The sequence below is a fragment of the Streptomyces yaizuensis genome, from assembly GCF_034961445.1.
In the GTDB taxonomy this organism is placed as follows: Bacteria; Actinomycetota; Actinomycetes; order Streptomycetales; family Streptomycetaceae; genus Streptomyces; species Streptomyces yaizuensis.
This window is the reverse complement of record NZ_BSBI01000007.1, coordinates 101,841-126,265: the sequence shown is the minus strand read 5'-3', so window position 1 is coordinate 126,265 and position 24,425 is coordinate 101,841. Positions and strand designations below refer to the sequence as shown.

At 72.3% G+C, this 24,425-nt stretch carries 24 protein-coding genes and 1 tRNA gene; 7 read left to right on the top strand and 18 right to left on the bottom strand.

Going from position 1 to position 24,425, the window contains the following annotated elements:
• Positions 1-324 precede the first annotated feature (324 nt).
• Positions 325-1,626 (top strand): PAC2 family protein, encoded by a 1,302-nt coding sequence (locus tag SYYSPA8_RS18220; protein ID WP_323448266.1) that lies wholly within the window; start codon positions 325-327, stop codon positions 1,624-1,626.
• A gap of 82 nt (positions 1,627-1,708) precedes the next feature.
• Here SYYSPA8_RS18220 and mshC read toward each other — a convergent pair whose 3' ends face one another.
• From mshC to SYYSPA8_RS18200, 4 genes are all read right to left on the bottom strand, one after another.
• On the bottom strand, positions 1,709-2,938 hold the full coding sequence (gene mshC / locus SYYSPA8_RS18215; protein ID WP_323448265.1) for a cysteine--1-D-myo-inosityl 2-amino-2-deoxy-alpha-D-glucopyranoside ligase: 1,230 nt from the start codon (positions 2,936-2,938) through the stop codon (positions 1,709-1,711).
• A gap of 171 nt (positions 2,939-3,109) precedes the next feature.
• The gene (locus SYYSPA8_RS18210) at positions 3,110-3,931 is read right to left on the bottom strand and encodes an SCO1664 family protein (RefSeq protein ID WP_323448264.1); all 822 of its coding nucleotides are present in this window, start codon (positions 3,929-3,931) and stop codon (positions 3,110-3,112) included.
• A complete protein-coding gene (locus SYYSPA8_RS18205) occupies positions 3,895-4,485 on the bottom strand; it encodes a DUF3090 domain-containing protein (protein WP_323448263.1) in 591 nt (196 codons plus the stop codon). The genes SYYSPA8_RS18210 and SYYSPA8_RS18205 overlap by 37 nt, the downstream gene beginning before the upstream one ends.
• A 63-nt stretch (positions 4,486-4,548) precedes the next feature.
• On the bottom strand, positions 4,549-5,244 hold the full coding sequence (locus SYYSPA8_RS18200) for a histidine phosphatase family protein (protein ID WP_323448262.1): 696 nt from the start codon (positions 5,242-5,244) through the stop codon (positions 4,549-4,551).
• A 56-nt stretch (positions 5,245-5,300) separates the two neighbouring features.
• Between SYYSPA8_RS18200 and SYYSPA8_RS18195 the strand changes: the two genes are divergently transcribed.
• Entirely contained in the window at positions 5,301-6,323 is a 1,023-nt protein-coding gene (locus tag SYYSPA8_RS18195; protein WP_323448508.1) for a magnesium and cobalt transport protein CorA, read from the top strand.
• A gap of 100 nt (positions 6,324-6,423) precedes the next feature.
• Here SYYSPA8_RS18195 and SYYSPA8_RS18190 read toward each other — a convergent pair whose 3' ends face one another.
• Positions 6,424-7,212 (bottom strand): ferritin-like domain-containing protein, encoded by a 789-nt coding sequence (locus SYYSPA8_RS18190; protein ID WP_323448261.1) that lies wholly within the window; start codon positions 7,210-7,212, stop codon positions 6,424-6,426.
• A gap of 158 nt (positions 7,213-7,370) precedes the next feature.
• Complete coding sequence (locus tag SYYSPA8_RS18185; protein ID WP_323448260.1) at positions 7,371-8,420, bottom strand: LLM class F420-dependent oxidoreductase; 1,050 nt, start codon at positions 8,418-8,420, stop codon at positions 7,371-7,373.
• Between the two features lie 164 nt (positions 8,421-8,584).
• Here SYYSPA8_RS18185 and SYYSPA8_RS18180 point away from each other — a divergent pair, with 164 nt between their 5' ends.
• Together SYYSPA8_RS18180 and SYYSPA8_RS18175 are read left to right on the top strand one after the other, a co-directional pair.
• Complete coding sequence (locus tag SYYSPA8_RS18180; protein ID WP_323448259.1) at positions 8,585-9,568, top strand: aldo/keto reductase; 984 nt, start codon at positions 8,585-8,587, stop codon at positions 9,566-9,568.
• Between the two features lie 662 nt (positions 9,569-10,230).
• Positions 10,231-12,627 (top strand): helix-hairpin-helix domain-containing protein, encoded by a 2,397-nt coding sequence (locus SYYSPA8_RS18175; protein WP_407706033.1) that lies wholly within the window; start codon positions 10,231-10,233, stop codon positions 12,625-12,627.
• A 77-nt stretch (positions 12,628-12,704) separates the two neighbouring features.
• On the opposite strand, the gene SYYSPA8_RS18170 is transcribed toward SYYSPA8_RS18175, so the two are convergent.
• Complete coding sequence (locus SYYSPA8_RS18170; RefSeq protein ID WP_323448257.1) at positions 12,705-13,553, bottom strand: hypothetical protein; 849 nt, start codon at positions 13,551-13,553, stop codon at positions 12,705-12,707.
• A gap of 47 nt (positions 13,554-13,600) precedes the next feature.
• On the opposite strand from SYYSPA8_RS18170, the gene SYYSPA8_RS18165 reads away from it, so the two are divergent.
• Entirely contained in the window at positions 13,601-13,789 is a 189-nt protein-coding gene (locus SYYSPA8_RS18165) for a DUF5703 family protein (RefSeq protein ID WP_323448256.1), read from the top strand.
• Positions 13,790-13,959: 170 nt separating this feature from the next.
• Here SYYSPA8_RS18165 and SYYSPA8_RS18160 read toward each other — a convergent pair whose 3' ends face one another.
• From SYYSPA8_RS18160 to SYYSPA8_RS18150, 3 genes are all read right to left on the bottom strand, one after another.
• A complete protein-coding gene (locus tag SYYSPA8_RS18160; RefSeq protein ID WP_323448255.1) occupies positions 13,960-14,742 on the bottom strand; it encodes a chaplin in 783 nt (260 codons plus the stop codon).
• A gap of 136 nt (positions 14,743-14,878) precedes the next feature.
• Positions 14,879-15,112 carry a chaplin gene (locus SYYSPA8_RS18155; RefSeq protein ID WP_323448254.1) on the bottom strand — a complete coding sequence of 78 codons (234 nt, stop codon included), beginning with the start codon at positions 15,110-15,112 and terminating at the stop codon, positions 14,879-14,881.
• A gap of 178 nt (positions 15,113-15,290) precedes the next feature.
• Complete coding sequence (locus SYYSPA8_RS18150; RefSeq protein ID WP_323448253.1) at positions 15,291-16,619, bottom strand: M20/M25/M40 family metallo-hydrolase; 1,329 nt, start codon at positions 16,617-16,619, stop codon at positions 15,291-15,293.
• Positions 16,620-16,839: 220 nt separating this feature from the next.
• Between SYYSPA8_RS18150 and SYYSPA8_RS18145 the strand changes: the two genes are divergently transcribed.
• Positions 16,840-16,927: transfer RNA gene (locus SYYSPA8_RS18145), tRNA-Leu, on the top strand.
• Between the two features lie 107 nt (positions 16,928-17,034).
• Here the strand turns inward: SYYSPA8_RS18145 and SYYSPA8_RS18140 are convergent.
• The 5 genes from SYYSPA8_RS18140 to SYYSPA8_RS18120 all read right to left on the bottom strand — a co-directional run bounded on the left by SYYSPA8_RS18140 (position 17,035) and on the right by SYYSPA8_RS18120 (position 19,499).
• Entirely contained in the window at positions 17,035-17,508 is a 474-nt protein-coding gene (locus SYYSPA8_RS18140) for a hypothetical protein (RefSeq protein ID WP_323448252.1), read from the bottom strand.
• A gap of 91 nt (positions 17,509-17,599) precedes the next feature.
• The gene (locus tag SYYSPA8_RS18135) at positions 17,600-17,830 is read right to left on the bottom strand and encodes a DUF397 domain-containing protein (RefSeq protein WP_323448251.1); all 231 of its coding nucleotides are present in this window, start codon (positions 17,828-17,830) and stop codon (positions 17,600-17,602) included.
• Between the two features lie 107 nt (positions 17,831-17,937).
• On the bottom strand, positions 17,938-18,780 hold the full coding sequence (locus SYYSPA8_RS18130; protein ID WP_323448250.1) for a helix-turn-helix domain-containing protein: 843 nt from the start codon (positions 18,778-18,780) through the stop codon (positions 17,938-17,940).
• Positions 18,770-19,294, bottom strand: coding sequence for a DUF6879 family protein (locus SYYSPA8_RS18125; protein ID WP_323448249.1), 525 nt, complete (start codon positions 19,292-19,294; stop codon positions 18,770-18,772). Before SYYSPA8_RS18125 ends, SYYSPA8_RS18130 begins: the two co-directional genes overlap by 11 nt.
• Positions 19,278-19,499 (bottom strand): hypothetical protein, encoded by a 222-nt coding sequence (locus tag SYYSPA8_RS18120; RefSeq protein WP_323448248.1) that lies wholly within the window; start codon positions 19,497-19,499, stop codon positions 19,278-19,280. The genes SYYSPA8_RS18125 and SYYSPA8_RS18120 overlap by 17 nt, the downstream gene beginning before the upstream one ends.
• 207 nt (positions 19,500-19,706) lie before the next feature.
• Between SYYSPA8_RS18120 and SYYSPA8_RS18115 the strand changes: the two genes are divergently transcribed.
• Complete coding sequence (locus SYYSPA8_RS18115) at positions 19,707-20,648, top strand: pseudouridine synthase (protein WP_323448247.1); 942 nt, start codon at positions 19,707-19,709, stop codon at positions 20,646-20,648.
• Positions 20,649-20,693: 45 nt separating this feature from the next.
• On the opposite strand, the gene SYYSPA8_RS18110 is transcribed toward SYYSPA8_RS18115, so the two are convergent.
• The 3 genes from SYYSPA8_RS18110 to SYYSPA8_RS18100 all read right to left on the bottom strand — a co-directional run bounded on the left by SYYSPA8_RS18110 (position 20,694) and on the right by SYYSPA8_RS18100 (position 24,151).
• Entirely contained in the window at positions 20,694-21,326 is a 633-nt protein-coding gene (locus SYYSPA8_RS18110) for an MBL fold metallo-hydrolase (protein WP_323448246.1), read from the bottom strand.
• Positions 21,323-22,408, bottom strand: coding sequence for an S-(hydroxymethyl)mycothiol dehydrogenase (locus tag SYYSPA8_RS18105; RefSeq protein ID WP_323448507.1), 1,086 nt, complete (start codon positions 22,406-22,408; stop codon positions 21,323-21,325). Before SYYSPA8_RS18105 ends, SYYSPA8_RS18110 begins: the two co-directional genes overlap by 4 nt.
• A gap of 291 nt (positions 22,409-22,699) precedes the next feature.
• Complete coding sequence (locus tag SYYSPA8_RS18100) at positions 22,700-24,151, bottom strand: amino acid permease (RefSeq protein WP_323448245.1); 1,452 nt, start codon at positions 24,149-24,151, stop codon at positions 22,700-22,702.
• Positions 24,152-24,425 lie beyond the last annotated feature (274 nt).

Here is a 24,425-nt window from a genome sequence, read left to right as displayed (position 1 = left end):
TACGGCACGGAAACGGCCCAGGTACGACGCGGGGACGGCACAGGGACGGCACAGGAGCTGATACGGAACGTCGGACCGCCGGGTCATCCGATGTATAGCGCCGACGGTTCCCGACGTCCAGGGTGGTGAGGGGGATTTCCGGCGAACTGTGAGCCGACAGCTCGGATGAATCCTCTGGGGCGCCGGGGGGAGGATCGGGACAGCTCCGGCGCACGCCCCCCGCGCCGGGGCGTTCACCCGCCCGTGCACGAGGGCTGCGGTGATGTGCCGGGCAAGCCGTAAGGTTGGGGCGTACGAGAGGGAAACGTCGGAAGGAGGCACTGGGTGATCGAGCTCGCGGGGGTACCCGAGCTGATCGACCCGGTCATGGTGGCCGCGTTCGAGGGCTGGAACGACGCCGGCGACGCGGCGTCCACTGCGGTCGCGCACCTGGAACGGGAGTGGAAGGGCGAGGTGTTCGCGGCACTCGACGCCGAGGACTACTACGACTTCCAGGTCAACCGGCCGACGGTGTGGCTGGACGGCGGCGTACGGAAGATCACCTGGCCCACGACCCGGCTCTCCGTGGTCCGGGTCGGCGGTGACTCACCACGTGACCTGGTGCTGGTACGCGGCATAGAGCCGTCCATGCGCTGGCGCTCGTTCTGCAACGAGATCCTCGGCTTCGCCCATGAATTGGGCGTGGAGATGGTCGTGATCCTGGGCGCACTGCTCGGGGACACCCCGCACACCCGGCCGGTGCCGGTCAGCGGGATCACCTCCGACCCGGATCTGGCCAGGACGATGGAGCTGGAGGAGACCCGTTACGAGGGTCCGACCGGGATCGTGGGCATCCTCCAGGAGGCGTGCACGCACGCCGGGGTGCCGGCGGTGAGCCTGTGGGCGGCGGTGCCGCACTACGTCTCGCAGCCGCCCAATCCGAAGGCGACGCTGGCCCTGCTCAACCGGCTGGAGGATCTGATCGGGCTGCGGATCCCGCTGGGCGAACTGCCCGAGGACGCGCGGGCCTGGCAGCTGGGGGTCGACCAACTGGCGGCCGAGGACAGCGAGGTGGCGGAGTACGTCCAGACGCTGGAGGAGGCACGGGACACGGCGGAGCTGCCGGAGGCGTCCGGCGAGGCCATCGCCCGGGAGTTCGAGCGGTATCTGCGGCGGCGCGACGGCGGGCCGGGGACGGGTCCCGGCACGGCCGGCGGGCCCGGGGTGGCCCAGGACGGCGACGGGAGCTTCCTGCGGGACAGCGGGCCAGGCGGGCCCGGTGGGCCGCCCCGGCCGAAACCGGCGCGTCCGGAGCCGTCGGGGACCTCCGGAGGGCCGGGTTCCGACGGTCCGGCGGCAGGCGCTCCGGCATCCGGCACTCCGGCATCCGGTGGCCCGGCGGCCGGCGGATCCGGGGCCGGTCCCGCGGGGCGTGAGCCGGAACCCCGGAACGACCAGGGGGCACAGGGCACGCAGGGCGAACAGGACGAACAGGGCAGCCGGGAGAAACCGGAGGGCCGGGGCAGGAAGCGCGGCAGGGCCGCCCGGGACGACCGCGGTGACCGGCCCACCCGCGATGGCGGCGAGGACGGGAACAGCGCGGACGGCGCGGACGGTGCCCCCGGCGAGGGCCCGCCGGCCGGCTGACCCGGACCGGTGAAAGGCGGAGGGGGTGCCCGATCGGGCACCCCCTCCGCCGTGTGCGGGGGCCGGCGACGAGGTCAGCCGGTCAGAGCGCCACGCCCAGCAGCGCGTCGACCGCCCGCGAGACCAGACCGGGGGCACCCTCGTCCGTACCGCCCTGTGCGCTCTGGCGCTCGGCCCAGCGGTCGACGGCGGCCAGCGCCGCCGGGGCGTTCAGGTCGTCGGCCAGCGCCTCGCGGATCTCCTCCAGCAGCGCGTCGGCGGACGGGCCGTCCGGCCGGGACACGGCGGCGCGCCAGCGGCCAAGACGCTCCACCGCGTCCGCCAGGATCCCGTCGTTCCACTCCCAGTCGGCGCGGTAGTGCCGGGAGAGCAGGGCGAGCCGGATCGCGGCGGGATCGACCCCGTCCCGGCGCAGCGCCGACACGAAGACCAGGTTCCCCCGGGACTTCGACATCTTCTCGCCGTCGAGGCCGACCAGGCCCGCGTGGACGTAGGCACGGGCGAAGGGGTACTCCCCGGTGAGCGCGTGCGCGTGGGAGGCGCCCATCTCGTGGTGCGGGAAGATCAGGTCCGAGCCGCCGCCCTGGACGTCGAAGCCCATGCCCAGGTGGTCGAGGGCGATGGCGACGCACTCGATGTGCCAGCCGGGCCTGCCCCGGCCCAGGCTCGCGCCGTCCCAGCTGGGCTGGCCGTCGCGGGCGGCCATCCACAGCATCGGGTCGACGGGGTTCTTCTTGCCGGGGCGCTCCGGGTCGCCGCCGCGTTCGGCGGAGAGCAGCCGCATCGCCTCGGCGTCGAGGTGGGAGACCTCGCCGAAGTGGGGGTCCGCCTCGACGGAGAAGTAGATGTCGCCTTCGAGTTCGTAGGCGGCTCCGGCGTCGCGGAGGCGTTCGACCAGCGGGACGATACGGGGTATCGCCTCGACGGCACCGATGTAGTGCTGCGGCGGGAGCATCCGCAGCGCGGTCATGTCCTCGCGGAAGAGGGCCGTCTCGCGCTCGGCGAGCCGGGTCCAGTCCTCCCCGTCCCGTTCGGCGCGTTCCAGGAGAGGATCGTCGACGTCGGTGACGTTCTGGACGTAGTGAACCTGCCGCTTGGTGTCGAGCCACACGCGCTGTACGAGGTCGAACGCGTTGTAGGTCGCCGCGTGCCCCAGGTGGGTGGCGTCGTACGGCGTGATGCCGCAGACATAGATACGGGCGACGGGACCGGGGACGAGCGGGATCGCCGCACCGGTCGCGGTGTCGTGGATCCGGAGGTCGCGGCCCTTGCCGGGCAGGGCGGGGACCTCAGAAGCGGGCCAGGCATGCATGCATCGAGACTAACCGGAGACCTGATCCACATACGAACCGGATCACGCCGGGTTGGCTGATAACGCGCTCTTGCATGATCAGCGTTCGTATGCGGGTCTTCGCATACGGGCCAGGCCAGCTCAGATGGGGCCGGTCGCCGGCGGCCCGGGGTCGGACCGGCGGCCCGGGGGTCAGACCGGAGGCCAGGGGATCGCGGGCCACTGCCCCGAGGGGACGGGATGCACGCCGCCGGCCCGCAGCGCGGCCACCCGCTCCCGTACCGCCGCGACCTCGGCGGGGGTCAGCAGCCGGGCCAGCCGCTCCCCCAGGCCGCCGGGGTCGCCGAGCGCGGCGGCGAGGGTGTCCAGCGCCGCCAGCGCCTCGGCGGGCAGCGGCTCGCCCGCCCACCCCCACAACAGGGTGCGCAGCTTGTCGTCCACATGGAAGGTGACCCCGTGGTCGATGCCGTAGAGCCGGCCGCCGGGCGCCGGAAGCAGATGGCCACCCTTCCGGTCCCCGTTGTTGATCACCGCGTCCAGTACGGCGAGCCGCCGCAGCCGGGTGTCGTCGGCGTGGACGAGCAGCGCCGTGCGCCCGGGGCCGACCTCGGCGGGGCCGACCGCCCGCCAGCCCTCGCCCGGCTCGTCGCCGTCGACCAGCGCCAGCAGTTCCGCGCCGGGGTCGGCCTCGATCCAGAGCTGGACCATGCCCTCGCCGTAGGGGCCGTCGCGCAGCACGGTGGGCGGCACCAGCCGCCAGCCCAGGGCCTCGGAGATCTCGTACGCGGCGACCTCCCGCTGGGCCAGCGTCCCGTCGGGGAAGTCCCACAGCGGGCGCTCCCCCGCGACCGGCTTGTAGACGCAGTCGGCGCTCTCCCCGCCCTGGGAGACGGAGCAGAACAGCACCGCGTTGGACGCCTCGCGGACCTGCCCGCGCACGGTCAGCTCACCGTGGGTGAGCAGATCCAGCGCGGCGGTCAGACGCTCCGCCGGTATCCGTTCTGACGCGGGCATACATGTCCTTCCGGATCGAGCGGCAGACTGCACAGCGGGCAGGGGGGCCGGCCGGCGTTCACCACGTCCAGGGCGCGCTTGGCGAAGGCGCGGGCCTGCGCCCCGGTGAGCCGTACCCGCAGCATCGGCGGGCCGTTCTCCTCGTCCTGGAGCAGCCGCTCCTCGGCCTCGGCGAGGTCCTCCTCGGAGTCGGCGTCCAGCTCGACCAGGGCCTGCGCCTCGACGATCATGCGCTGTTCCTCGCCGTCCCAGGCCAGCGCCATGGTCCCGACCCGGAACTCCTCCTCGACGGGTGAGTCCAGCGGGGCCGTGTCCGCGTTGTCGGAGGGCGCGACGGCGGGCACGGGGGCGTTGCCGCCGGTGCGGCGCACCACCTCGTCCAGCAACTCGTCGATCCGCTCGGCGAGCGCGGCCACCTGTGTCTTCTCCAGGGCGACACTGGTGGTCCGCCCGGCGGCGGACGCCTGGAGGAAGAACGTACGGCGGCCAGGCAGCCCGACCGTACCGGCGACGAACCGGTCCGGTGGGTCATAGAGGAACACCTGACGGGACACGCTCTCTCCCTCAAGACTCGGGAACGACCTGCACGGCGCGCTCCACCCTACTGCGCCCGGCGATCACGGTGCGCCCGTACCGCCCCCGACGACCGCGTCGCCGCTGCCGCCCTGGTCGGGGCCGCCGCGCGGGGCGAAGCCGCTGAGGTCGCCGGTGTCGCCGAGGCGGAGCAGGAAGGGACGGGTGCGGGTGTAGCGGATCGCGGTCACCGAGCAGGGCTCGACATGGATCCGCTGGAAGAGGTCGAGATGGAGCCCGAGGGCGTCCGCCACGATGGCCTTGATGATGTCGCCGTGGGAGCACATGACGTAGAGGGCGTCCTCGCCGTGCTCGGTCTCGACGCGGGCGTTCCAGTCGCGTACGGCGTCCACGGCGCGGGCCTGCATGGCGCGCATCGACTCGCCGCCGGGGAAGGCCGCCGCCGACGGGTGCTGCTGGACGACCTCCATCAGGGGTTCGCCGGACAGCTCCTTCAGCTTGCGGCCGGACCAGTCGCCGTAGTGGCACTCGCCGATCCGGTCGTCGGTGTGCGGCTGGAGCCCGGGCCGGGCGTCGAGCAGCGGCCGCAGGGTCTGCGCGCAGCGCTCCAGCGGGCTGCTGACCACGGCGGCGATCGGCAGTCCGGCGAGGCGGCGGGGCAGTTCGGCGGCCTGGGCTGCGCCGCGTTCGTCGAGGTGGACTCCGGGGGTCCAGCCGGCGAGCACCCCGGCGGTGTTCGCGGTGGAGCGTCCGTGCCGTACGAGGATCAGAGTGGCCATGCCTGTCAGCGTAGGCCCTCGGTGCCGGGGTGCGGCGGGGTGGTGCGCACGGGAGTATACGCACTGTGATCGTGGATTGCGCGGTGTACCGCGACGGGCGCAGGACCGGGGGTCCGGCGGATCCCGCGGATCTCACAGACCTCCCGGCCGCCCTCGCGCTGTGCCGGGCGGGCGGCGACGCGTTTGTGTGGATCGGTGTGCTGGAGCCGACGGAGGACGAGTTCCACCTGGTCAGCGTCGAGTTCGGGTTGCATCCGCTGGCGGTGGAGGACGCGCTGCGGGCGCATCAGCGGCCCAAGCTGGACGTGTACGACGACTCGTTGTTCGTGGTCCTCAAGCCCGTGGTGTACGAACCGGAGGGGGACACGGTCAGCTCGGGCGAGCTGATGCTGTTCATCGGGGACTCGTTCGTGGTGACGGTGCGGCACGGCGAGGGCGCCCCGCTGGCGGCGGTGCGGCGGCGGCTGGAGGGCGACCCGGAGGTGCTGCGGCACGGTCCGGTGGCGGTGCTGTACGCGGTGTCCGACGCGGTGGTGGACCACTACATCGAGGTGGCGGGGGAGCTTCAGGTCGACCTGGAGGAGCTGGAGGCGGAGGTGTTCGCCCCGGCGGGCGGCGGGACGGGGCCGGCGGTCCGGCTCACCGCGGCCCGGATCTACGGCTTCAAGCGGCAGGTGCTGGAGTTCCGGCGGGCCGCCGGGCCGCTGGCGGAGCCGATGGACCGGCTGGAGAGCGCGGGGGTGCCGTTCGTCCCGGAGCGGGCGCGGTTCTTCTTCCGCGATGTCGCGGACCATCTGACCCGGGTGAACGAGCAGGTGGACGGGTTGGACCGGCTGCTGTCGGACATCTTCGCCGCCCATCTGGCGCAGCAGGGCGTCCGGCAGAACGACGACATGCGCAAGATCTCGGCGTGGGCGGCGATGGCGGCGGTGCCGACGCTGGTGGCGGGGATCTACGGGATGAACTTCGCGCACATGCCGGAGCTGGGCTGGGTGGGGGGCTATCCGGCGGTGCTCGTCCTGATGGCGACGGCGGTGTACGGGCTGCACCGGCTGTTCAAGCGGCGGGGCTGGATGTGAGGCGCCCGCGAGTGGTGGGGCGCCCACCCGCCACCGCGGCGGGGCGGCGGGTGGGCGGCAGGGGCGGCCCCCGGGGATGCTGCCGTTCGGATGGCGGCGGTCAGATGGCGGCGGGCGCGGGCGCGGGCGGCCCGTCGAGGGCGCCCCGCCGCTCCGGCATCGTGAGCCCGACCATCCGGTGCCAGCCGCCGATCCGTTCGTACGCGTACATCCCGTGGATGCCGGCGGCGAGGACGGCGGACTTGGCCCCGGGCCAGCGCAGCAGCCGGCCGATGTGGTCCATGACGGCGAGGCTCACCGTGCGGTAGACGCCGATCTCGGCGAGGGCGCTCTGCCGCAGGACGCGGTGGATGGTGCGGCCGTGTCCCGCGGCGGCGAGCCCGAGCAGTTCCTCGTGGCAGTAGGCGAGGTGGTTCTCCTCGTCCGCGCAGATCATCCTGATGGCGCGGCCCAGTTCGGGATGGTCGCCGAAGTACGTGACGAGCATGTCCATCTGGTCGGCGGCGCGCTGCTCGGTGACCCTGCTGTGCGCGAGGTAGACGACGATGTCCTCCTCGCTCAGGGGCTCGTCGCGGCGGAGCTTGTCGTGGGCGAGGCCGATGCCCTGGCGTTCCAGCAGCATGGTGTAGTCGGTCCCGGGCGGCACGGGGACGGGGTCGAGGCCGCGTCTGCGGAGCAGGGCGTTGAAGATCCGGCCGTGTTTGTCCTCGTCGGCGCCGTGCCGGGCGATCCGGGGGGCCAGCGCGCGCATGCGCTCGGGGACGAGGGCGGCGATGCGGCCGTTCTCCCAGCCGCCCTGGGCCTCACCGCTGGCGGCGATGGAGCAGAAGAGCTGGAACGCCCGGTCGTCGTCGATGATCTCCTGGAACAGGCCGCGGGCCGAGAGCATCACTGCCACCTCCTGTGGACACCCTGGATCCGAGTCAACTGCGGTGGGGTGGGCGGAGCAACAGCTCGGCACCCCAAACGCGGCCGAACGGGGGATTGCGCCGGGGTCCGGCCGGTACGGGGAGATGGGGCCGTACCGGCCGGGTGGCGGTACGGGGGTCAGGCGAGCCCGGCGCGCTCCAGGGCCTCGGTACCGGCGCGGAGTGCCGCGATCCGCTCGTCGCGGGTGAATCCGGCGGGGGCGAGCGTCAGGGTGGTGACCCCGGCCTCCGCGTAGGCCCGCATGCCGTCGGCGATCCGGTCGATCCCGCCGAGGAGGGTGGTCGAGTCGATCAGCTCGTGCGGTACGGCAGCCGCCGCGCCGTCCTTGTCGCCGTCGAGGTACTTGTCCTGGATCTCGGCGGCGGCCTTCTCGTAACCCATCCGTTGGGCGAGCTGGTTGTAGAAGTTCTGCTTGCGGCTGCCCATGCCGCCGACGTAGAGGGCGGTGTACGGGCGGAACATGTCCGCCAGCGCGGTGATGTCGTCGCCGACGGCGAGCGGCACGGTGGGACAGACGTCGAAGCCGTCCATGGTCTTCCCGGCCTTCTCCCGGCCGGCCCGCAGCGGGCTGATCGCGGTGGCCTCCAGGTGCTCGGCGGCCGGGAAGATCAGCAGGGCGCCGTCGGCGATCTCGCCGGTCTGCTCCAGGTTCTTGGGGCCGATGGCGGCGATGTAGAGGGGGATGTGCTCGCGCTGCGGATGGACGGTGAGCTTGAGGGGCTTGCCGGGGCCGTCGGGGAGCGGGAGGGTCCAGTGCTGCCCCTGGTGGGTGAGGCGTTCGCGGCTCATGGCGCGGCGCACGATCTCGACGTACTCGCGGGTGCGGGCGAGCGGCTTGTCGAACCGTACGCCGTACCAGCCCTCGGAGACCTGGGGGCCGGAGACGCCGAGGCCAAGCCGGAAGCGGCCGCCGGTCAGGGAGTCGAGGGTGGCGGCGGTCATGGCCGTCATGGTGGGCTGCCGGGCCGGGATCTGGAGGATCGCGGAGCCGACGTCGATGCGCTCGGTCTGGGCGGCGACCCAGGCGAGGACGGTGGGGGCGTCGGAGCCGTACGCCTCCGCGGCCCAGCAGACGTCGTAGCCGAGCCTGTCGGCCTCCTGGGCGACCGCGAGATTGTCGCCGTCCATACCCGCGCCCCAGTAGCCGAGGTTGATGCCGAGCCGCATGACCACTCCCTCTTACTCATCAGTAACGTCCGTGTTCCCGGGACTCTAACGCGGCACGGGCCCATCCGTCAGGGGGGTGGCCGCACCCGGGTCCCGCCGGCGATCGGCGACGGTTGTCCACAGGGCCTCTGCTCGCGCGGGTACGGCCAGTAGTCTCAGCCCTCATGGAGCAGAGGCATCTCGGCCGGACCGGCCTGCGTGTGTCCCGGATCGGGCTCGGCACCCTCACCTGGGGGCGGGACACCGACGAGCAGGACGCGGCGGATCAGCTGAAGGTGTTCTGGGAGGCGGGCGGGACCCTGGTCGACACCGCCGATGTGTACGGGGGCGGCGAGGCGGAGTACGTCCTGGGCCAGCTGCTGGAGCGGCTGGTGCCCCGGCGGGACCTCGTCATAGCGACGAAGGCGGGCAGTGTGCCCGACCCCGACCGCCGGTTCGACGGCTCGCGCGGCCATCTGCTGGCCGCCCTCGACGACTCGCTGGCCCGGCTGGGGACGGACCACGTGGATCTGTGGCAGATCCACGGCTTCGACCCCGGGACCCCGCTGGAGGAGACGCTCCAGGCGCTGGACACGGCGGTGAGCAGCGGCCGGGCACGGTATGCGGGGGTCGCGGGCTTCTGCGGCTGGCAGCTGGCCAAGGCGGCGGCCTGGCAGCTCGCCGCACCCGGCGGGCGGGCCCGGCTCGCGGGGACGCAGATGGAGTACTCGCTGCTCCAGCGCGGGGTGGAGCGCGAGGTGCTGCCCGCCGCGCTGGACCTGGGGGTCGGGCTGCTGCCGTCGTCGCCGCTGGGGCGCGGGGTGCTGACGGGGAAGTACCGGCACGGCACCCCGGCGGACTCGCGCGGCGCGTCGGAGCTGCTCGGTCCGTTCGTGGAGCCCTATCTGGACGAGACGGCGTCCAGCATCGTCGACGCGGTCCTGACGGCGGCGGACGGCCTCGCGGCGACGGCCCTCCAGGTGGCGCTGGCGTGGGTGCGGGACCGGCCGGGGGTGGCCGCGCCCATCGTCGGCGCGCGCGACGCGCGGCAGCTGGCGGCGGCACTGTCAGTGGAGGCCCTTACGCTTCCTGACGAGATCTGCCGGGCGCTGGACGATGTGTCGGCGCCCCTGCACCGCTATCCCGATCACGACTGGAGCACGCTGTGACCGCCTCTCCCCGGGGGCCGCACCCCGGCCCTGCCACGCCGGAGCCGACCCAGTCGACCGGGCCCGCGCCCGGCACCACGGCGCCGGAGGGTCCCGGCGCCCCCGCGCGCGGCGGGAAGCGGAAGACCGGCACGGCTGCGGCGTCGGCGGCGCGCGGCGCGAAGCGCAAGGACCGGCGCTCTGGCGGCCCGCAAGGGAAGCCCGGGGCGGAAGGGGCATCGGCAGACGGCGCGGACCACACGTCCGGCGACACCGGTGACGCCGTACCCGCACCGGCGGATCCGGACCGACCCGACAACCCGGAGACGACAGCACGGGCCGGGAGCGTTCCGAAAGCCACGGCAGACGGCGCGGACCGCGAATCCGACGACACCGGTGACGCCGCGCCCACGGCCACGGAGCCGGACAGCCGACCAGCAGGGAAGTCAGGGGCGGCGCCGAAGGAAGCGCCCGGGACGGGCACGGCAGCGGCATCCGGCGCGGACCGCACGTCCGACGGCGCCGCAGCCGCACCGGCGGAGCCCGACCGACCCGGTGACCCGGAGACGACAGCACGGGCCGGGAACACTCCCAAGACCACGGCAGACGGCGCGGACCGGGGATCCGACGACACCGGTGACGCCGCGCCCACGGCCACGGACCCCGGCGGGCGGCCCGCCGGCGTGGGCGACGCAGGCCGTGGGACCGCTGACAACGACGAACCGACTTCTGCGGAGCGGCGCCGCTCCGGCGCCCCGCAGCCGGACGCGGACCCGAGCCCGGCCGGCCCCACGGAGCGAACGGCCCCCGACGGACGGCCCGCTGGAGCGGAAGCGGACCCGGATACGGACCGCGAGAGCAGCGGTGCCCCCGCGCAGAAGGAGGAGTCCGGCGTGGAAGCAGCGAACGGCGGCCCGGAGACGGCGTCCGAGGGGGCCGACGAGGCCGTACCCGTACCCACGGAGCAGGACCAGGACCAGGACGAGGAGCAGGACGAGGAGCAGGAGCGGCCCGGCGCCCCGGCGGCGGATACGTCCGGCACGGAGGCGGCGGCCGACGCCGGGGCGGTCAGTGAGGCGCAGGCCGAGCTGGCGGCGCAGCGGGAGCTGCGGGAGCGGATCGAGCGGCGGAAGGCGGAGCGTGGCGGCCCGGTCACCGCCGGGGCCAAGCTGAGCGGCACCGCTGCCGATCTGCTCGCGGCCGTACGGGCGGTGGAGAGCGGGGACAAGCACGGCGGCGCGTTCTTCGAGCCCGCGCCCGGGGAGGCACCCGCCGCCCGGTCGGCCGCGCCGGTCCGGGAGCCGCAGGCGGCCCGGGCCGCGCGGTCGGCACCGGCGCCGCGCCCGGTGGCCCGGCCGGCCGCCTCCCCCGAGGCCGTCGCCGCCACCGGGGACGTGCTCCGGGAGGGCGGCGCCCCCGAGGCGCTCGCGGCGGGGGCGGTCGCCGCGCTGGGCGAGCAGGCCGCCGGCGTACTGCGCGAGGACCCGTGGCAGCTGCTGTCCGTCCCCGGGGTGCGGCCCGAGCAGGCCGACGGGTTCGCCCGTGCCCTCCTCGGCGACGCCTGCGCCCCCGAGGACGAGCGGCGGACGAACGCCCTGGTCACCTGGCGGCTGGAGAGCGCGGCCCTGGAGGGGCACACCGCGCTGGCGGTGGCGGCGGTACGCGGAGCCCTGGCCGAGCGCCGGGTCCCGGACCCCGACGGGGCGCTGGAGCGGGCGATCGCCGAGGGAGCGGTGCTGGCGTTCCAGGACGGCCCCGGTGACCCGGCGGAGCAGGCGGCCGGCGAGGACGGGCCCGTACCGGATCCGGACGAGGACGGTCAGGACCCGGACGGGCCGATCGCGGAGGCGGCTCCGGTGCTCCTGGGGCTCGACCGGTACGCGCTCGCGGAGGAGAGCCTGGCCGACGGTCTGGCCCGGCTCGCCCGCGCCGGGGCGGACGCGCGCTGGGAGGCGGCCGACCCCACCGAGCTGGTGCGGGCGGTCACGGCGAGCGGCCTGGTCGCGCACACCGGCGGTGAGGCGGCCCGCGCGGAGCCGGTCGCGCTGGCCCGCGCGGCGGCACAGCTGGGGCTGCGCCCGGTGGTCGCCGTCCACGGCGAGCACGGCAGGGCGGCCGTGGGCCCGGCGGCCGTGACCGTCACCGGGCTCCTCACGGACGCCCAGGGGCCCGGCCGGGACGCGGACGGCGCCCTGGCGCTGGATCTGCTCGTCGTGCTGGATGCGCAGCTCCTCGATGTGGAGGGCGCGGCGATGCTGGTGGAGTCGCTGCCGGACGGCGCCCGGCTGGTCCTCAGCGGTGACCCCGGGCAGCTGGGCGCGGCGGGCGCGGGCCGGGTGTTCGGTGATCTGCTGGCGGCGGCGGTCTGTCCCCGGGTGGTCTCGCGGACGCCGGATCCGGGGCCGATCGGCGAGCTGGTGTCGGGGATCGGCGTCGGCGAGCTGACGCGGGTCGAGGCCCCGGGCAAGGAGGTCGTCATCGTCCCGGTGCGGGACGCGGGCGAGGCGGTGCACCGTACGGTGCAGCTCGTCGCGGACTCGGTGCCCCGGGCCATCGGGGTGCCGGCCGACCGGACGCAGGTGATCACCGTCGGCCATGGCGGTTCGGCGGGCACCCGCGCGCTCAACGCGGCCCTGAAGCAGCGGCTGAACCCGGGTCCCGGCCGGTTCGCCGGCTTCGACCCCGGGGACCGGGTCGCCCACTCCCCCGCGCCGGGCCGGACCGTGCCCGGGACGGTGGTCTCGGCGGACGCCGAGGGGCTCCGGCTGGAGTGCGCGGGCGAGCGGGTGACCGTGCCGAGGGAGCGGGTGGCCGCGTCCCTGCGGCACGGCTGGGCGCTGACCGCGCACCAGGCGGTGGGCCTGCGCTGGCCCGCCGTGGTCGTGGTGCTTCCGGGTGACGCGGCGCCGGGGCTGAGCCGTCCGTGGGTGTACACGGCGTTCAGCCGGGGCGAGCGCCATCTCTCCGTGGTGCACGGGGTCGACCAGGCGCTGCCCCGCGCCGTCGCCGAGATTCCCGCGCAGCCCCGGACCACCCGCCTCCAGGGGTTGCTGACGTCCCTGCTGGAGCCGGCCGGCTGATCGGGACCGGGGTACGGGTCGGCCCGCCCGCACCGTGGGGTGGGGGCGGGCCGTACGGGGCCGTGGGAGGGGCGCGCTCAGCGCCCCGGGCCGGACCGGGCGCCGCTGCCCGGCCCCTCCGCGCCGCTGAGGCCGCCCTCGCCGATGGTGTCGCCGTCGCCGTCGCCGTCCTCGGCATCGTCCTCGGCCACGTCGACAGGGTCGTCCACGTCGTCGGCGAGGTCGTCACCGTCCACGAGATCGTCGGCCACGGCGCCCGCGACGGGGCCGCCGGGCCCGTACCCGTCGTCCGTGTCGTACGCCTCCCGGTCCTCGTCGTCGAAGACGGAGCTGACGTCGTAGCGGATCACCACCCGCTGCGGGTCCGCCTGCTCGAAGGGCGTGCTCAGCCAGTCCCCGGGCTCGGGCAGCTCGTCGAGGGCGGAGATCCAGAGCGTGGAGTCGCCCTCCTCCAGGCCGAACTCCTTGTGCCGGGAGGAGATCTCGTCGGGCTCGTACTCCCCGAAGACCAGCCCCAGCGCGGCATGCACGCTGGTACCGGCCGCGCGGTCGCGCTCGGGCGTGTCCTCGTCGGGGTCCAGATCGGCGATGCGCCGGGCCTGGGCGAGGAGCCGTACGGGCTCCACGACGGCGTAGTCACGGCGGATCAGCACGCTGAGCGCGCTGGGCTCCTCCGGCCCCGCGTAGGGCGGCAGGGCCTCCTCCGCGCCCGGGATCTCGAAGGGGGTGACCTCGTCGTAGCGGTCGTAGAGGCGTTCGTCGTAGACCTCGGCCGCGACGGCGAGGGCGTTGAACGCGTCGTAGACGGCCGGGTCGTCCTCTCCCGTACGGTTCTCGACGGCCGCGAGGTGGCGGTCCAGTGCGGCTTTGACCGCCTCGGCGGCGGCACGTACCTCGGCAGCGGTGGGCGGCGCAGCATCAGACATAGTGCAGACGCTATCCGTACCGGGGCCGTGCCCGCACAATAGATGCGATGCCGGAATACGAATTTGTCGACGTGTACGTGCCGCGCGGGGTCTCCCGCGCCGAGGCGGCACGCCTGCTGACCGACCATGCCGAGTACGGACACTGGGAATTGGACCGGCTGCGGCTGCACCGGGACGGAAGCCGCCGGGTGCGGCTGCGGAGGCGGATCATCCGCCAGTTGCGCGCCACCTGGTGAGCGGTGGCGGCCCGGCCGGACGCGATGTGGGGAGCGGGTCCCGCCGATGCGAGACCCACTCCGATGCGTGATCCGGGGCCCCTGGGGAGGCCCGGGGTCCTGGGGGGATCCACGGAACCCGTGCAACCCGCCGGTCCCCCTCGGCCTCCTGGACCCCTGGGAATCGGGGACTACTGGGCAGCCGACGTGCGGGCGCGGCGGTAGAGGACCGCTCCGGCGAGCAGCATGCCCGCGCCGACCGGGATGATCACACCGAGCGAGCCGGATCCGGTCTCGGCCAGCTGTGCCTTGGGCTCGTTGGGGGTGGGGCCTCCTGGTTCCGACGGGGTGGGCGGCTTCACGGGGTTGCCTGGCGTGGGCGGCTTCACGGGCGGGGTCGGGGGCTTCACCGGCGGCGTGGGCGGCTTCACGGGCGGGGTCGGGGGCTTCACCGGCGGGGGCACCACCGGGGGCGCGGCCGACTCGTTGACGCACTCGTTCCCGAACGTGGGGTTCAGCACTCCGCCGGCGTCGACGCTGTTGCCGCAGGCGTTGACCGGCACCTCGACGGGGACCTGGACGACATTGCCGGAGCCGACGCCGGGCGAGCCCGCCGCCACCCCGCTCGCCGTCGCCCCGCCACCGGTCGGGACCGCCACGGGCGGGAGCCCGCCGGGCGGGGTGCCCGGGCCGCCCGGAGGGGCGACGGGCGGCGGCACGGCCGGACCGCTCGACTCGTTGACGCAGTTGTTGCCGAACGAGGGGTTCAGCAGACCGATGAGGTTCACCGAATTGCCGCAGGCGTTGACCGGCACATGGACGGGTACCTGGACGGCGTTGCCTGAGCCGACGCCCGGCGAGCCCACGGCCGCCCCGGACGCGTCGGACCCGGCGTGCGCGTACCCGCCGCCGAGGGCGAGTGCTCCGCCCGCGGCGACGATGGTGATCAGGCCCTTGCGCGTGACCTGTCGCATAGCTGTTTTCCTGCCTTCTCGGACCTCCGGGCGCTCTGCCCGGGAGCGGAAAATGCCGGGCGGTCCCGGAGTGCCTGGCACGCACTCGGGGACCGCCCGGGTTGAAACCCAGACCCCGATGGGTCGAGTCAGCACATCAAGCGTTGACGCAGGTGTTGCCGAAGGCAGGGTTCAGCAGAGCGATGACGTCGACCGTGTTGCCGCAGACGTTCACCGGCACATGTACGGGGACCTGGACCACATTCCCGGAGAGAACACCGGGGGAACCCACGGCGGCGCCCTGGGCACCGGCGTCGGCCAGGGCCACGCCCGCACCAGCGAGCATCAGGCTCCCGGTGGCAGCCGCGACGGCGACAACCTTCTTGATCATTCTTCCTCCTTGTTGGCTGTGCGGTCCCAGCCACGGACCGCACCACCTGTAACGAAGGAGTCGGGAGCAGGGCTACGAGCCCGATGTTCCTTTCACTCTTTTCAGTCAGCCACGTACACAGTGGCGATTATGGGAGTGTCTTTTCGGGGTGGCCCGGCGGGCGTCACCCGATCCGGTTTCAGCACTGGTCGATGAACCGGTCAAGCACGCGCACACCGAACTTCAGACCGTCCACGGGGACGCGCTCGTCCACGCCGTGGAACATCCCTGCGAAGTCCAGCTCGGGCGGGAGCCGGAGCGGGGCGAAGCCGAAGCAGCGGATCCCGAGGTCGTCGAAGGACTTGGCGTCGGTTCCGCCGGAGAGCATGTACGGGACGGCCCGCGCGATGGGGTCCTCGGCGCGCAGGGCGCTCTGGATGGCGTCCACGAGACTGCCGTCGAAGCTGGTCTCCAGCGCCTTGTCGGCGTGCACGTCCTCGCGCCGGACGCGGGGGCCGAGCAGCCGGTCGAGGTCGGCCAGGAACTCCTCCTCGTACCCGGGCAGGAAACGCCCGTCGACGTGGGCGGTGGCCTGGCCGGGGATCACATTGACCTTGTAGCCGGCGCCGAGCATGGTGGGCGCGGCGGAGTTGCGCAGGGTCGCGCCGACCATCTTGGCGATGCCGCCCAGCTTGGCGAGGGTGGCGTCCATGTCCTCGGGGTCGAGGGGGGTGCCGAGCGCGTCGGACAGCTCGTCCAGGAAGGACCGTACGGTCTTGGTCACGCGGACCGGCCACTGGTGGCGGCCGAGCCGGCCGACGGCCTCGCACAGCTCGGTGATGGCGTTGTCGTTGTTGGTCATGGAGCCGTGTCCGGCGGTGCCGTCGACGGTGAGCCGCATCCAGTGCATGCCCTTCTGGGCCGTCTCGACCAGATAGAGCCGCAGCTGCTCGTTGACGGTGAAGGAGAAGCCGCCGACCTCGCCGATGGCCTCGGTGACGCCCTCGAAGAGGTCGGGGTGCTTGTCGACCAGATGGCGGGCGCCGTAGGTGCCGCCGGCCTCCTCGTCGGCGAGGAAGGCGAGGACGATGTCGCGCGGGGGCTTGCGCCCGGTGCGCAGCCGGTCGCGGACGACGGCCAGCGTCATCGCGTCCATGTCCTTCATGTCGACGGCGCCCCGGCCCCAGACGCAGCCGTCGGCGATCTCGCCGGAGAAGGGGTGGTGCGTCCAGTCGGCGGCGTTGGCCGGGACGACGTCGGTGTGGCCGTGGATGAGCAGCGCGGGCCGGGAGGGGTCCTCGCCCTCGATCCGCGCGACCGTGGAGGCGCGGCCCGGGTGGGACTCGATGATCCGGGGTTCGAGCCCGACCTCGGCCAGCTTCTCCGCGACGTACTCCGCCGCCCCGCGTTCCCCGGGTCCCGAGTGGTCGCCGTAGTTGCTGGTGTCGATCCGGATCAGCTCGCGGCAGAGGTCGACGACCTCGTCCTGGCCCGAAACGGCACGGGCTGCCGTGTTCGATTCGCTCACCCTGATTCCTCCCGCTCTCGCTGCTGCTTCTTCCGTCCCCATCCTCCCCCGCCCCGCTCCGCACCCCAAGGGCCGGTGCCCGCCGTCCACGCATGTCGCGCCCGGCCACCGGGGGCGCCCGCCGGTGGCCGGGGGCGTGCCGGGGGGCGTGATCGGGGGCCCCGAATGTTTGCTATGGTTTTCCTCGTCGGAACGGCCCAGGCCGAACGGCAGACACCCGGTCCGGGTGGCGGAATGGCAGACGCGCTAGCTTGAGGTGCTAGTGCCCTTTATCGGGCGTGGGGGTTCAAGTCCCCCCTCGGACACCAGTAGAAAACCCCAGTTGATCTGGGGTTTTTTGCATTTCAGAGCAGCGCTGTGACCAACCGCGTGACCAGCGGCCCGGAAGGTTTCCCGGCCCGATCGTTCATGATCTTCAACGCCCGCCCACCGGGCAGGGGGTGTCCGGCGCGGCACGGTTGGGGGAACACGTCACCAGGGCCACCGACAGGAACGCGGGCCGCTCCAGGTAGAAGCCGTGCGACACGTCCCCGCCCCACGCCAGCCGCTCGGCAGCCGACACCACAAGGACCGACAGGCGGGTGGTGTCACGGTCGCGCTCGCAGACGAACCGAGGCGCGTACTCGATCAGCTGGAGGCCGAGCCACTCGGCTGCCTCCTTCGGCTCCGACCAGGTGCCCCGAACCGACTTCCCCGGCTTGATCAGCCAGTACGCCGTTTCGAGCGGAGGAAGGTCCACGACGGGGAACTCCGCCTTCACTTCCCTGTGCCGCTGGATCAGCTCCGGCTTGCCGTCTGCCGGGGGTGCATCAGGGTGTGGGGGCCGTCTCAGTGCCTCGTCATCGAACCACTGCTTGGATCCGGTCCACAGGTAGCCGTGGTGATGCAACTGCTGTTCCGTTCAACGCAGGAGCAGGAGAGCGGCGACCGGTCCCAGCCCTCGGGGGAAAAACCAGGACCGGCCGCCGAAGGAGCGGCCGTCAGGCCGACAGACCGAACCGCGCCGGGTCGATACCGGCCGCGTCCAGTTCGGCAGTCGTGAAACGCAGCGGGGCCATGTCGGGGCGCTTGTCGTCGCCCAGCGCCCACGCGTCCGGGCCGATCTTCGCGAGCGTCGCGCACGACTCCCCGTCCGGGTGCGTATTGCCCCCGCACGCCTTGAAGAACGTGGCTCCGTCGATAGGCAGGTTGTACAGGTCGCTTCCGGGCATGGGTATGCCTTCCTGTGAGGTCGGTGACGGGGCAGGCTCAAGCCTGGCATTGCTCCGGTTCGGCCGGATGAGTACATCCTCGGGCTGCCGAAGCGGGACCTCCAGCGTTATTCGTGTTGTCGGGTAAAGACCGTGGACCACTCGTTCAGGAGTTCTCTGCACTCGTCTCCGAACAGCGCGTACGACTCGTACCTCTCGAAGTCCTCGCGGTACGCATTCACGTTGCGACGGTCCCGCAGGATCAATGCACCGGTGCCGGTCTCCACGGTGGCCAGTCGCCGGTCGTAGACCGTGAAGGTGTTCAGCGGCATCTCTGGAATGCGACCGGCCAGGGGGATGACCCCGAGTCGAATGTTCGGAATTCGAGAGACCGTAGCCAGTCGGTCGAGCTGCGTGGCCATGGCCAGAGGTGGCAGCAAGGGCCAGCGAACGGCTTGTTCCGTCAGCAGGAACGTGAACGACTTCGACGAGTCACAGAGGACGCTCTGACGTTCCAGCTTCTTCGCGATGGTCCTGGACTGATCTCCGGGAACCTCCGCGATGCTGGCACGCACATAATCCGGTGTAGCCAGTAGCCCTGTGACCGCCGAGAGCAGGAAGAACCGAAACTCTGTTGTGACTTTTTCGAGCCCGGCCAGCTCGTTCTGCTTCTTGTCGAGACCTCGACGCCGCGAAGACCAATGATCCTGCCATTCGGTATTCGCCGTACGAACCAGTTCAAGGACCTGCGAGGCTGTCGGATCATCGACTCCAAGCGCTTCAAGGATCAGATCGACATCGACAATGGCGGGATTGATTTTCCCGCTCTCGATGATACTGACCTTGGTTTGTGACATGCTGCAGCGGCGGGCGAGCCAGGTCTGGGTTCTCCCGGCCCGCTTCCGCAGGCTTCGCAGTGCTTCCGCTAGGTCTGACCTGGACTGACCCAGCCGTTCAGGCTCAAAGGTCAAGACCCTTCACGTACTCCTCGAAGGGCACGGACTCAGCCACCGCGATTCGCTGGTAACGGATGAACGGGGCCACGTCGCCCTCGAATACCTCGCGGTTGATCTGCTTCCCGTCAGACTCATAGTTCATGAGCACGACTTCCGATCGATCGAACATCCAGAAGTCTTGAACCCCATCGAGGGGGTTGGTTCGGTCGGTCACGTCGAGAATGCGAATCTGCTCCCCAGCCAGCAGGTGCGGCCGGTAGTACTGGGCGAACTCGAACCGTAGGTACTCGGACAGAGGCCGCGTGACGACGTGGACGCGGCCTTGAGCGCGCCCCTCCGTGGCCTGTCGGCGGAGCCGGTCCGTGTACTCGTTGTGGACCGTGGCCGGGTCGATACGTGCGCCGTCGCGGAACGCCTGAAGCTCCTCGGCTTCCTGCGGCATCAGATACTGCGGCAGGGCCTCAAGGCGCCAGGCCTCCCACTGGAAGCCCTCGAAGCGTGCAGCCCACTCTTCACCGGCCAAGAGCACGGACGGCCTCCCTCAGGATGTCCTCGGGGATCTCGACAAGACCTTCCCCCTCCGGGGGCTGGAACGCCTTGGACACGCCGCCCTGGACGACGATGGAGCCGGACGAAGTGCGGTAGACGTTCGGGCAGTCGTCCTTGCCGCACGGCCCTCCGTTGCCGTCGCCGTCGCCGTTTCCAGTGAGTCGGGTCAGTTCCTCACGAGCCATATGGTGAAACCCCCTGTCCCCCGCCCCCTCGCGGGACGGCTCCACGACCGTACGGAGAGAGCGCCACCGCCGTCCACGCGGTCACGCCGATATTGGCGTTGTCGCATAAACCTCTGTGGTGCAGCCCGCTCTCGATGTCACGCCGGGGCGTCCCCGACCGGATGCGGCGGGACGGTCATGGCCGTGAGCCCGGCATAGAGTCGCCCGGTGAGACGCAGACACCAGGCACCGCCCCCCTCTCCTCTTCCGCAGCGGCAGGGGGTGGATCCCGTCCGGGTCCGGCTGCCGGAGGATCCCGGTGGGGTGTGGCGGACGGTGTACGACCACTTCGTGGCGCGGTACGGCCGGGCGATCGGGGCGGAGCGGGTCGGGGAGTTGTTCGCGCGGGGGCAGGTCGTCTCACTGGCCGGGGTGGTCGCGGCGGACGAGCCGTACGAGGTGGGGCGGGTGCTCTGGTTCCACCGGGACTTCGCGCCGGAGCGGGCGGTGCCGGGGGTGATCGGGGTCGTGCACCGGGACGAGCGGCTGATCGTCGTGGACAAGCCGCACTTCCTGGCGACGACGCCGCGCGGGTCCCACATCACGCAGACGGCGGTGACGCGGCTGCGGCACGAGCTGGGGTCGCCGTTGTTGCAGCCGGCGCACCGGCTGGACCGGCTGACGGCGGGGCTGGTGCTGTTCGTGGTGCGGCCCGGGGACCGGGGGGCGTACCAGACGCTGTTCCGGGACCGGCTGGTGCGCAAGGAGTACGAGGCGGTCGCCGCGTACGACCCGGGGGTGGCGCTGCCCCGGACGGTGCGCAGCCGGATCGTGAAGGTGCCGGGGGTGCCCGCGGCGTGGGAGGAAGCGGGGGAGCCGAACAGCGAGAGCCGGATCGAGCTGGTGGCGCACGCGGGCGGAGTGGGCGGCTACCGGCTGCGGCCCACGACGGGGCGTACCCATCAGCTGCGGGTGCACATGAGCGGGATCGGGCTGCCGATCCTGGACGATCCGCTGTATCCGGTGGTCCGGGAGGCGGTGCCGGAGGCGGAGGAGGACTGGTCGCGGCCGTTGCAGCTGCTGGCGCGGGCGCTGGAGTTCACGGATCCGGTGACGGGTGAGCACCGGCGGTTCGAGAGCCGGCTGCGGCTGGCGCGGTGGCCGGGGTGAGACCGGGTGCCCGGCCCCGGCGAGGGGGCCGGGGCCGGGTGGGGCTCAGTGGCCGCGGTCGATCCACTCCGCCAGGTGGGGTGCCTCGTCCCCGATGGTGGTCGGGTCGCCGTGGCCGGTGCGGACGACGGTCTCCGGGGGCAGGGTGAGCAGCCGGTCCCGGATCGAGTCGATGATCGTCGGGAAGTGGGAGAACGACCGTCCGGTGGCTCCGGGGCCGCCGCGGAAGAGGGTGTCCCCGGTGAAGACGGTGTTCAGGGCGGGCGCGTGGAGGCAGACCGCGCCCGGTGCGTGGCCCGGGGTGTGGAGCACGGTGAGGTCGGTGCCGGCGACGGTGAGGGTGTGCCCGTGGGTCAGTTCGCCGTCGGGGGCCCGGTCGGGGTGGGTCTGCTTCCACAGCGGCAGGTCGTCGGGGTGGAGCAGGATGGGTGCCCCGGTGGCGGCGGCGAGCGCGGGGGCGGCGTCGATGTGGTCGTTGTGGGCGTGGGTGCAGACGATCGCGCGGAGGGTGCGGCCGGCGAGCGCGGCCTCGATGGCGGCGGCGTCGTGGGCGGCGTCGATGACGATCGCCTCGGTGTCGTCGCCGACGATCCAGACGTTGTTCTCGACGTCCCAGGTGCCGCCGTCGAGGGAGAAGGTGCCGGCGGTGACGAGCCGGTCGACGCGGGTGGTCGTCACAGTCGCACCACCGAACGGATGACGTCGCCCTCGTGCATGCGGGCGAACGCCTTCTCGACGTCGCCGAGGCCGATCTCCTCGGTGACGAAGGCGCCGAGGTCGATGCGGCCCTGCTGGTGGAGGTCGATCAGCATGGGGAAGTCGCGGGAGGGGAGGCAGTCGCCGTACCAGGAGGACTTGAGCGCGCCGCCGCGGCCGAAGACGTCGAGGAGGGGGAGTTCCAGCTTCATCTCCGGGGTGGGGACGCCGACGAGGACGACGGTGCCGGCGAGGTCGCGGGCGTAGAACGCCTGCTGGTAGGTCTCGGGGCGGCCGACGGCCTCGATGACGACGTCGGCGCCGAAGCCGCCGGTGAGGTCGCGGATGGCCTCGACGGGGTCGGTGGTGCGGGAGTTGACGGTGTGGGTGGCGCCCATCGTCCGTGCGGTCTCCAGCTTGCGGTCGTCGACGTCGACGGCGATGATCCGGGCCGCCCCGGCGAGCCGGGAGCCGACGATCGCCGCGTCGCCGACACCGCCGCAGCCGATGACGGCGACGGAGTCGCCGCGGCCGACCTGGCCGGTGTTGATGGCGGCGCCGATGCCGGCCATCACGCCGCAGCCGAGGAGGCCGGCGACGGAGGCGGAGACGGCGGGGTCGACCTTGGTGCACTGGCCGGCGGCGACGAGCGTCTTCTCGGCGAAGGCGCCGATGCCCAGGGCCGGGGACAGCTCGGTGCCGTCGGTGAGGGTCATCCGCTGGCGGGCGTTGTGGGTGTCGAAGCAGTACCAGGGGCGGCCGCGGAGACAGGCCCGGCAGCGGCCGCAGACCGCGCGCCAGTTGAGGATGACGAAGTCACCGGGGGCGACGTCGGTGACGCCGGGGCCGACCGCCTCGACCACACCGGCGGCCTCGTGGCCGAGCAGGAAGGGGAAGTCGTCGTTGATGCCCCCCTGCTTGTAGTGCAGATCGGTGTGGCAGACACCGCAGGCCCGCACCTCGACCACGGCCTCGCCGGGGCCGGGGTCCGGGATGACGATGGTCTCCACCCGTACCGGTTCGTCCCGGCCGGGGGCGATCACCCCGAGCACCTGCTGAACCATCGTTACCTGCCCTTCGTCGTCCATCGGTCGATGACCACTATGGCGTCGGCAGTGTCACTCCACGGCACCGCGTTGGCCGGGATGCACGTTACACATGCGGTTGCACGGGAGAACTTTCGGCCAACCTGACCGGAATCAGCAACTCCGTCGGGTGCAGGGCAGTCTTGAAGGATGCGGACACCCGCCTCACCACTGGCGACCGTGTCCCCCGGGTACGGGGGTCCCGGGGGACACGGTCGGACCAGGACGGGTCAGGGCAAGTCAGGACGGGTCAGCGCAGGGCAGGACGGATCACTTCTCGGCGGCGATGGCGTTCACCCGGTCGCGGACCAGGAACCAGCCGCCGACGAGGGCCGCGGCGATCAGCGGGAGGAACATCACCGTGGTCCGGCCCACGCCGCCGCCGGACCACATCAGGACGACCACGGTGGCGAGGAAGACGAGGGTGACGATCTGGGTGTACGGGGCCCACGGCAGCCGGTAGGAGGGGCGGGTGACCCGGCCGTCCTTGGAGCGGTGCCAGAAGATCAGCGAGCAGAGCATGATCATGCCCCAGGTGCCGAGGATGCCGATCGAGGCGAGGTTGAGCACGATCTCGAACGCCTCGCCGGGGACGACGTAGTTCAGCGCGACGCCGCCGATGCCGAAGGCGGCCGTGAGCAGCACACCGCCGTAGGGCACCTGGCCCTTGTTCATCCGGCCGGTGAACCTGGGCGCGGAGCCCGCCATGGCCATGGAGCGCAGGATGCGGGCCGTGGAGTACAGGCCGGCGTTCAGGCTGGAGAGGGCCGCGGTCAGCACGACGAGGTTCATGACCCCGGCGGCGCCGGGGACGCCCAGCTTGTCCATGACGGTGACGAAGGGGCTCTCGTCGCCGGTGTAGGCGGTGTACGGGAGCAGCAGCGCGAGCAGCACCACGGAGCCGACGTAGAAGATGCCGACCCGCCACATGATCGAGTTGATCGCCCCGGGCATGACCTTGGCGGGGTTCTCGGTCTCGCCCGCGGCGACGCCGCACAGCTCGACGGAGGCGTAGGCGAAGACGACGCCCTGGATGACGAGCAGCATCGGCAGCGCGCCCATCGGGAAGATGCCGCCGTTGTCGGAGACCGTGCCGAAGCCCGGGGTGTGCCCGCCGATGTCCTGCTGGGTCACCAGCAGGAAGATTCCGACGAGCATAAAGGCGACGAGCGCCGCGACCTTGATGATCGCGAACCAGAACTCCATCTCGCCGAAGTACTTCACCGAGATGAGATTCGCGGTGAGGACGACGGCGAGCGCGATGAGGGCGAGGATCCACTGCGGAATATCGCTGAACATGGCCCAGAAGTGGGCGTAGGTCGCGGCCGCGGTGATGTCGGCGATACAGGTCGTGGACCAGTTCAGGAAATAGAGCCAGCCCGCCGTGTACGCGCCCTTCTCGCCCATGAACTCACGGGCGTAGGAGACGAAGGCTCCGGAGGAGGGGCGGTAGAGCACCAGCTCGCCCAGGGCCCGCACCACGAAGAAGGCGAAGACACCGCAGACGGCGTAGGCGATGGCCAGTGAGGGGCCCGCGTCGGCCAGCCGGCCGCCGGCACCGAGGAAGAGTCCGGTGCCGATCGCCCCGCCGATCGCGATCATATTGATATGGCGGGACTTCAGGTCCTTGCGGTATCCGGCGTCACCGGCGTCCACATGCGGCGAGCTTTTCGCCGTGGACGGGGTGATCGGCGCTTCGGCCGCGCTGGTGCGTTCGCTCATGGGGGGAGATTCGCCTTCGTGAGGGTGCAAGGGTCATCAGCAGCCCTGCGATTGTGTCAGTGCCCGAGGTCACACAGACATGGATCTGAGGGGATTCTGAGGTTGCGGGCAGGTAAAGCAAGGCCCCAGAAAAGTAAACCGTCGCAGTAAATCACGGCTTGCACGCGTTCCCGATCACTGTGCGGAGCCGCCGGGGAGGGCGCCCCTTGGGGCGTAAGGGATCAGAAGTCCGCGATGTGACATTCGCGATGCGCGGCCGATGTGGGGTGTACGG

Bases quoted from the DNA above. Each gene is read 5' to 3' on its own strand.
- mshC (WP_323448265.1), bottom strand. From the start codon at position 2,938: ATGCATGCCTGGCCCGCTTCTGAGGTCCCCGCCCTGCCCGGCAAGGGC.
- SYYSPA8_RS18210 (WP_323448264.1), bottom strand. From the start codon at position 3,931: ATGCCCGCGTCAGAACGGATACCGGCGGAGCGTCTGACCGCCGCGCTG.
- SYYSPA8_RS18200 (WP_323448262.1), bottom strand. From the start codon at position 5,244: ATGGCCACTCTGATCCTCGTACGGCACGGACGCTCCACCGCGAACACC.
- SYYSPA8_RS18190 (WP_323448261.1), bottom strand. From the start codon at position 7,212: ATGCTCTCGGCCCGCGGCCTGTTCCAGGAGATCATCGACGACGACCGG.
- SYYSPA8_RS18185 (WP_323448260.1), bottom strand. From the start codon at position 8,420: ATGCGGCTCGGCATCAACCTCGGCTACTGGGGCGCGGGTATGGACGGC.
- SYYSPA8_RS18180 (WP_323448259.1), top strand. From the start codon at position 8,585: ATGGAGCAGAGGCATCTCGGCCGGACCGGCCTGCGTGTGTCCCGGATC.
- SYYSPA8_RS18170 (WP_323448257.1), bottom strand. From the start codon at position 13,553: ATGTCTGATGCTGCGCCGCCCACCGCTGCCGAGGTACGTGCCGCCGCC.
- SYYSPA8_RS18165 (WP_323448256.1), top strand. From the start codon at position 13,601: ATGCCGGAATACGAATTTGTCGACGTGTACGTGCCGCGCGGGGTCTCC.
- SYYSPA8_RS18160 (WP_323448255.1), bottom strand. From the start codon at position 14,742: ATGCGACAGGTCACGCGCAAGGGCCTGATCACCATCGTCGCCGCGGGC.
- SYYSPA8_RS18155 (WP_323448254.1), bottom strand. From the start codon at position 15,112: ATGATCAAGAAGGTTGTCGCCGTCGCGGCTGCCACCGGGAGCCTGATG.
- SYYSPA8_RS18135 (WP_323448251.1), bottom strand. From the start codon at position 17,830: ATGCCCGGAAGCGACCTGTACAACCTGCCTATCGACGGAGCCACGTTC.
- SYYSPA8_RS18120 (WP_323448248.1), bottom strand. From the start codon at position 19,499: ATGGCTCGTGAGGAACTGACCCGACTCACTGGAAACGGCGACGGCGAC.
- SYYSPA8_RS18105 (WP_323448507.1), bottom strand. From the start codon at position 22,408: ATGGTTCAGCAGGTGCTCGGGGTGATCGCCCCCGGCCGGGACGAACCG.
- SYYSPA8_RS18100 (WP_323448245.1), bottom strand. From the start codon at position 24,151: ATGAGCGAACGCACCAGCGCGGCCGAAGCGCCGATCACCCCGTCCACG.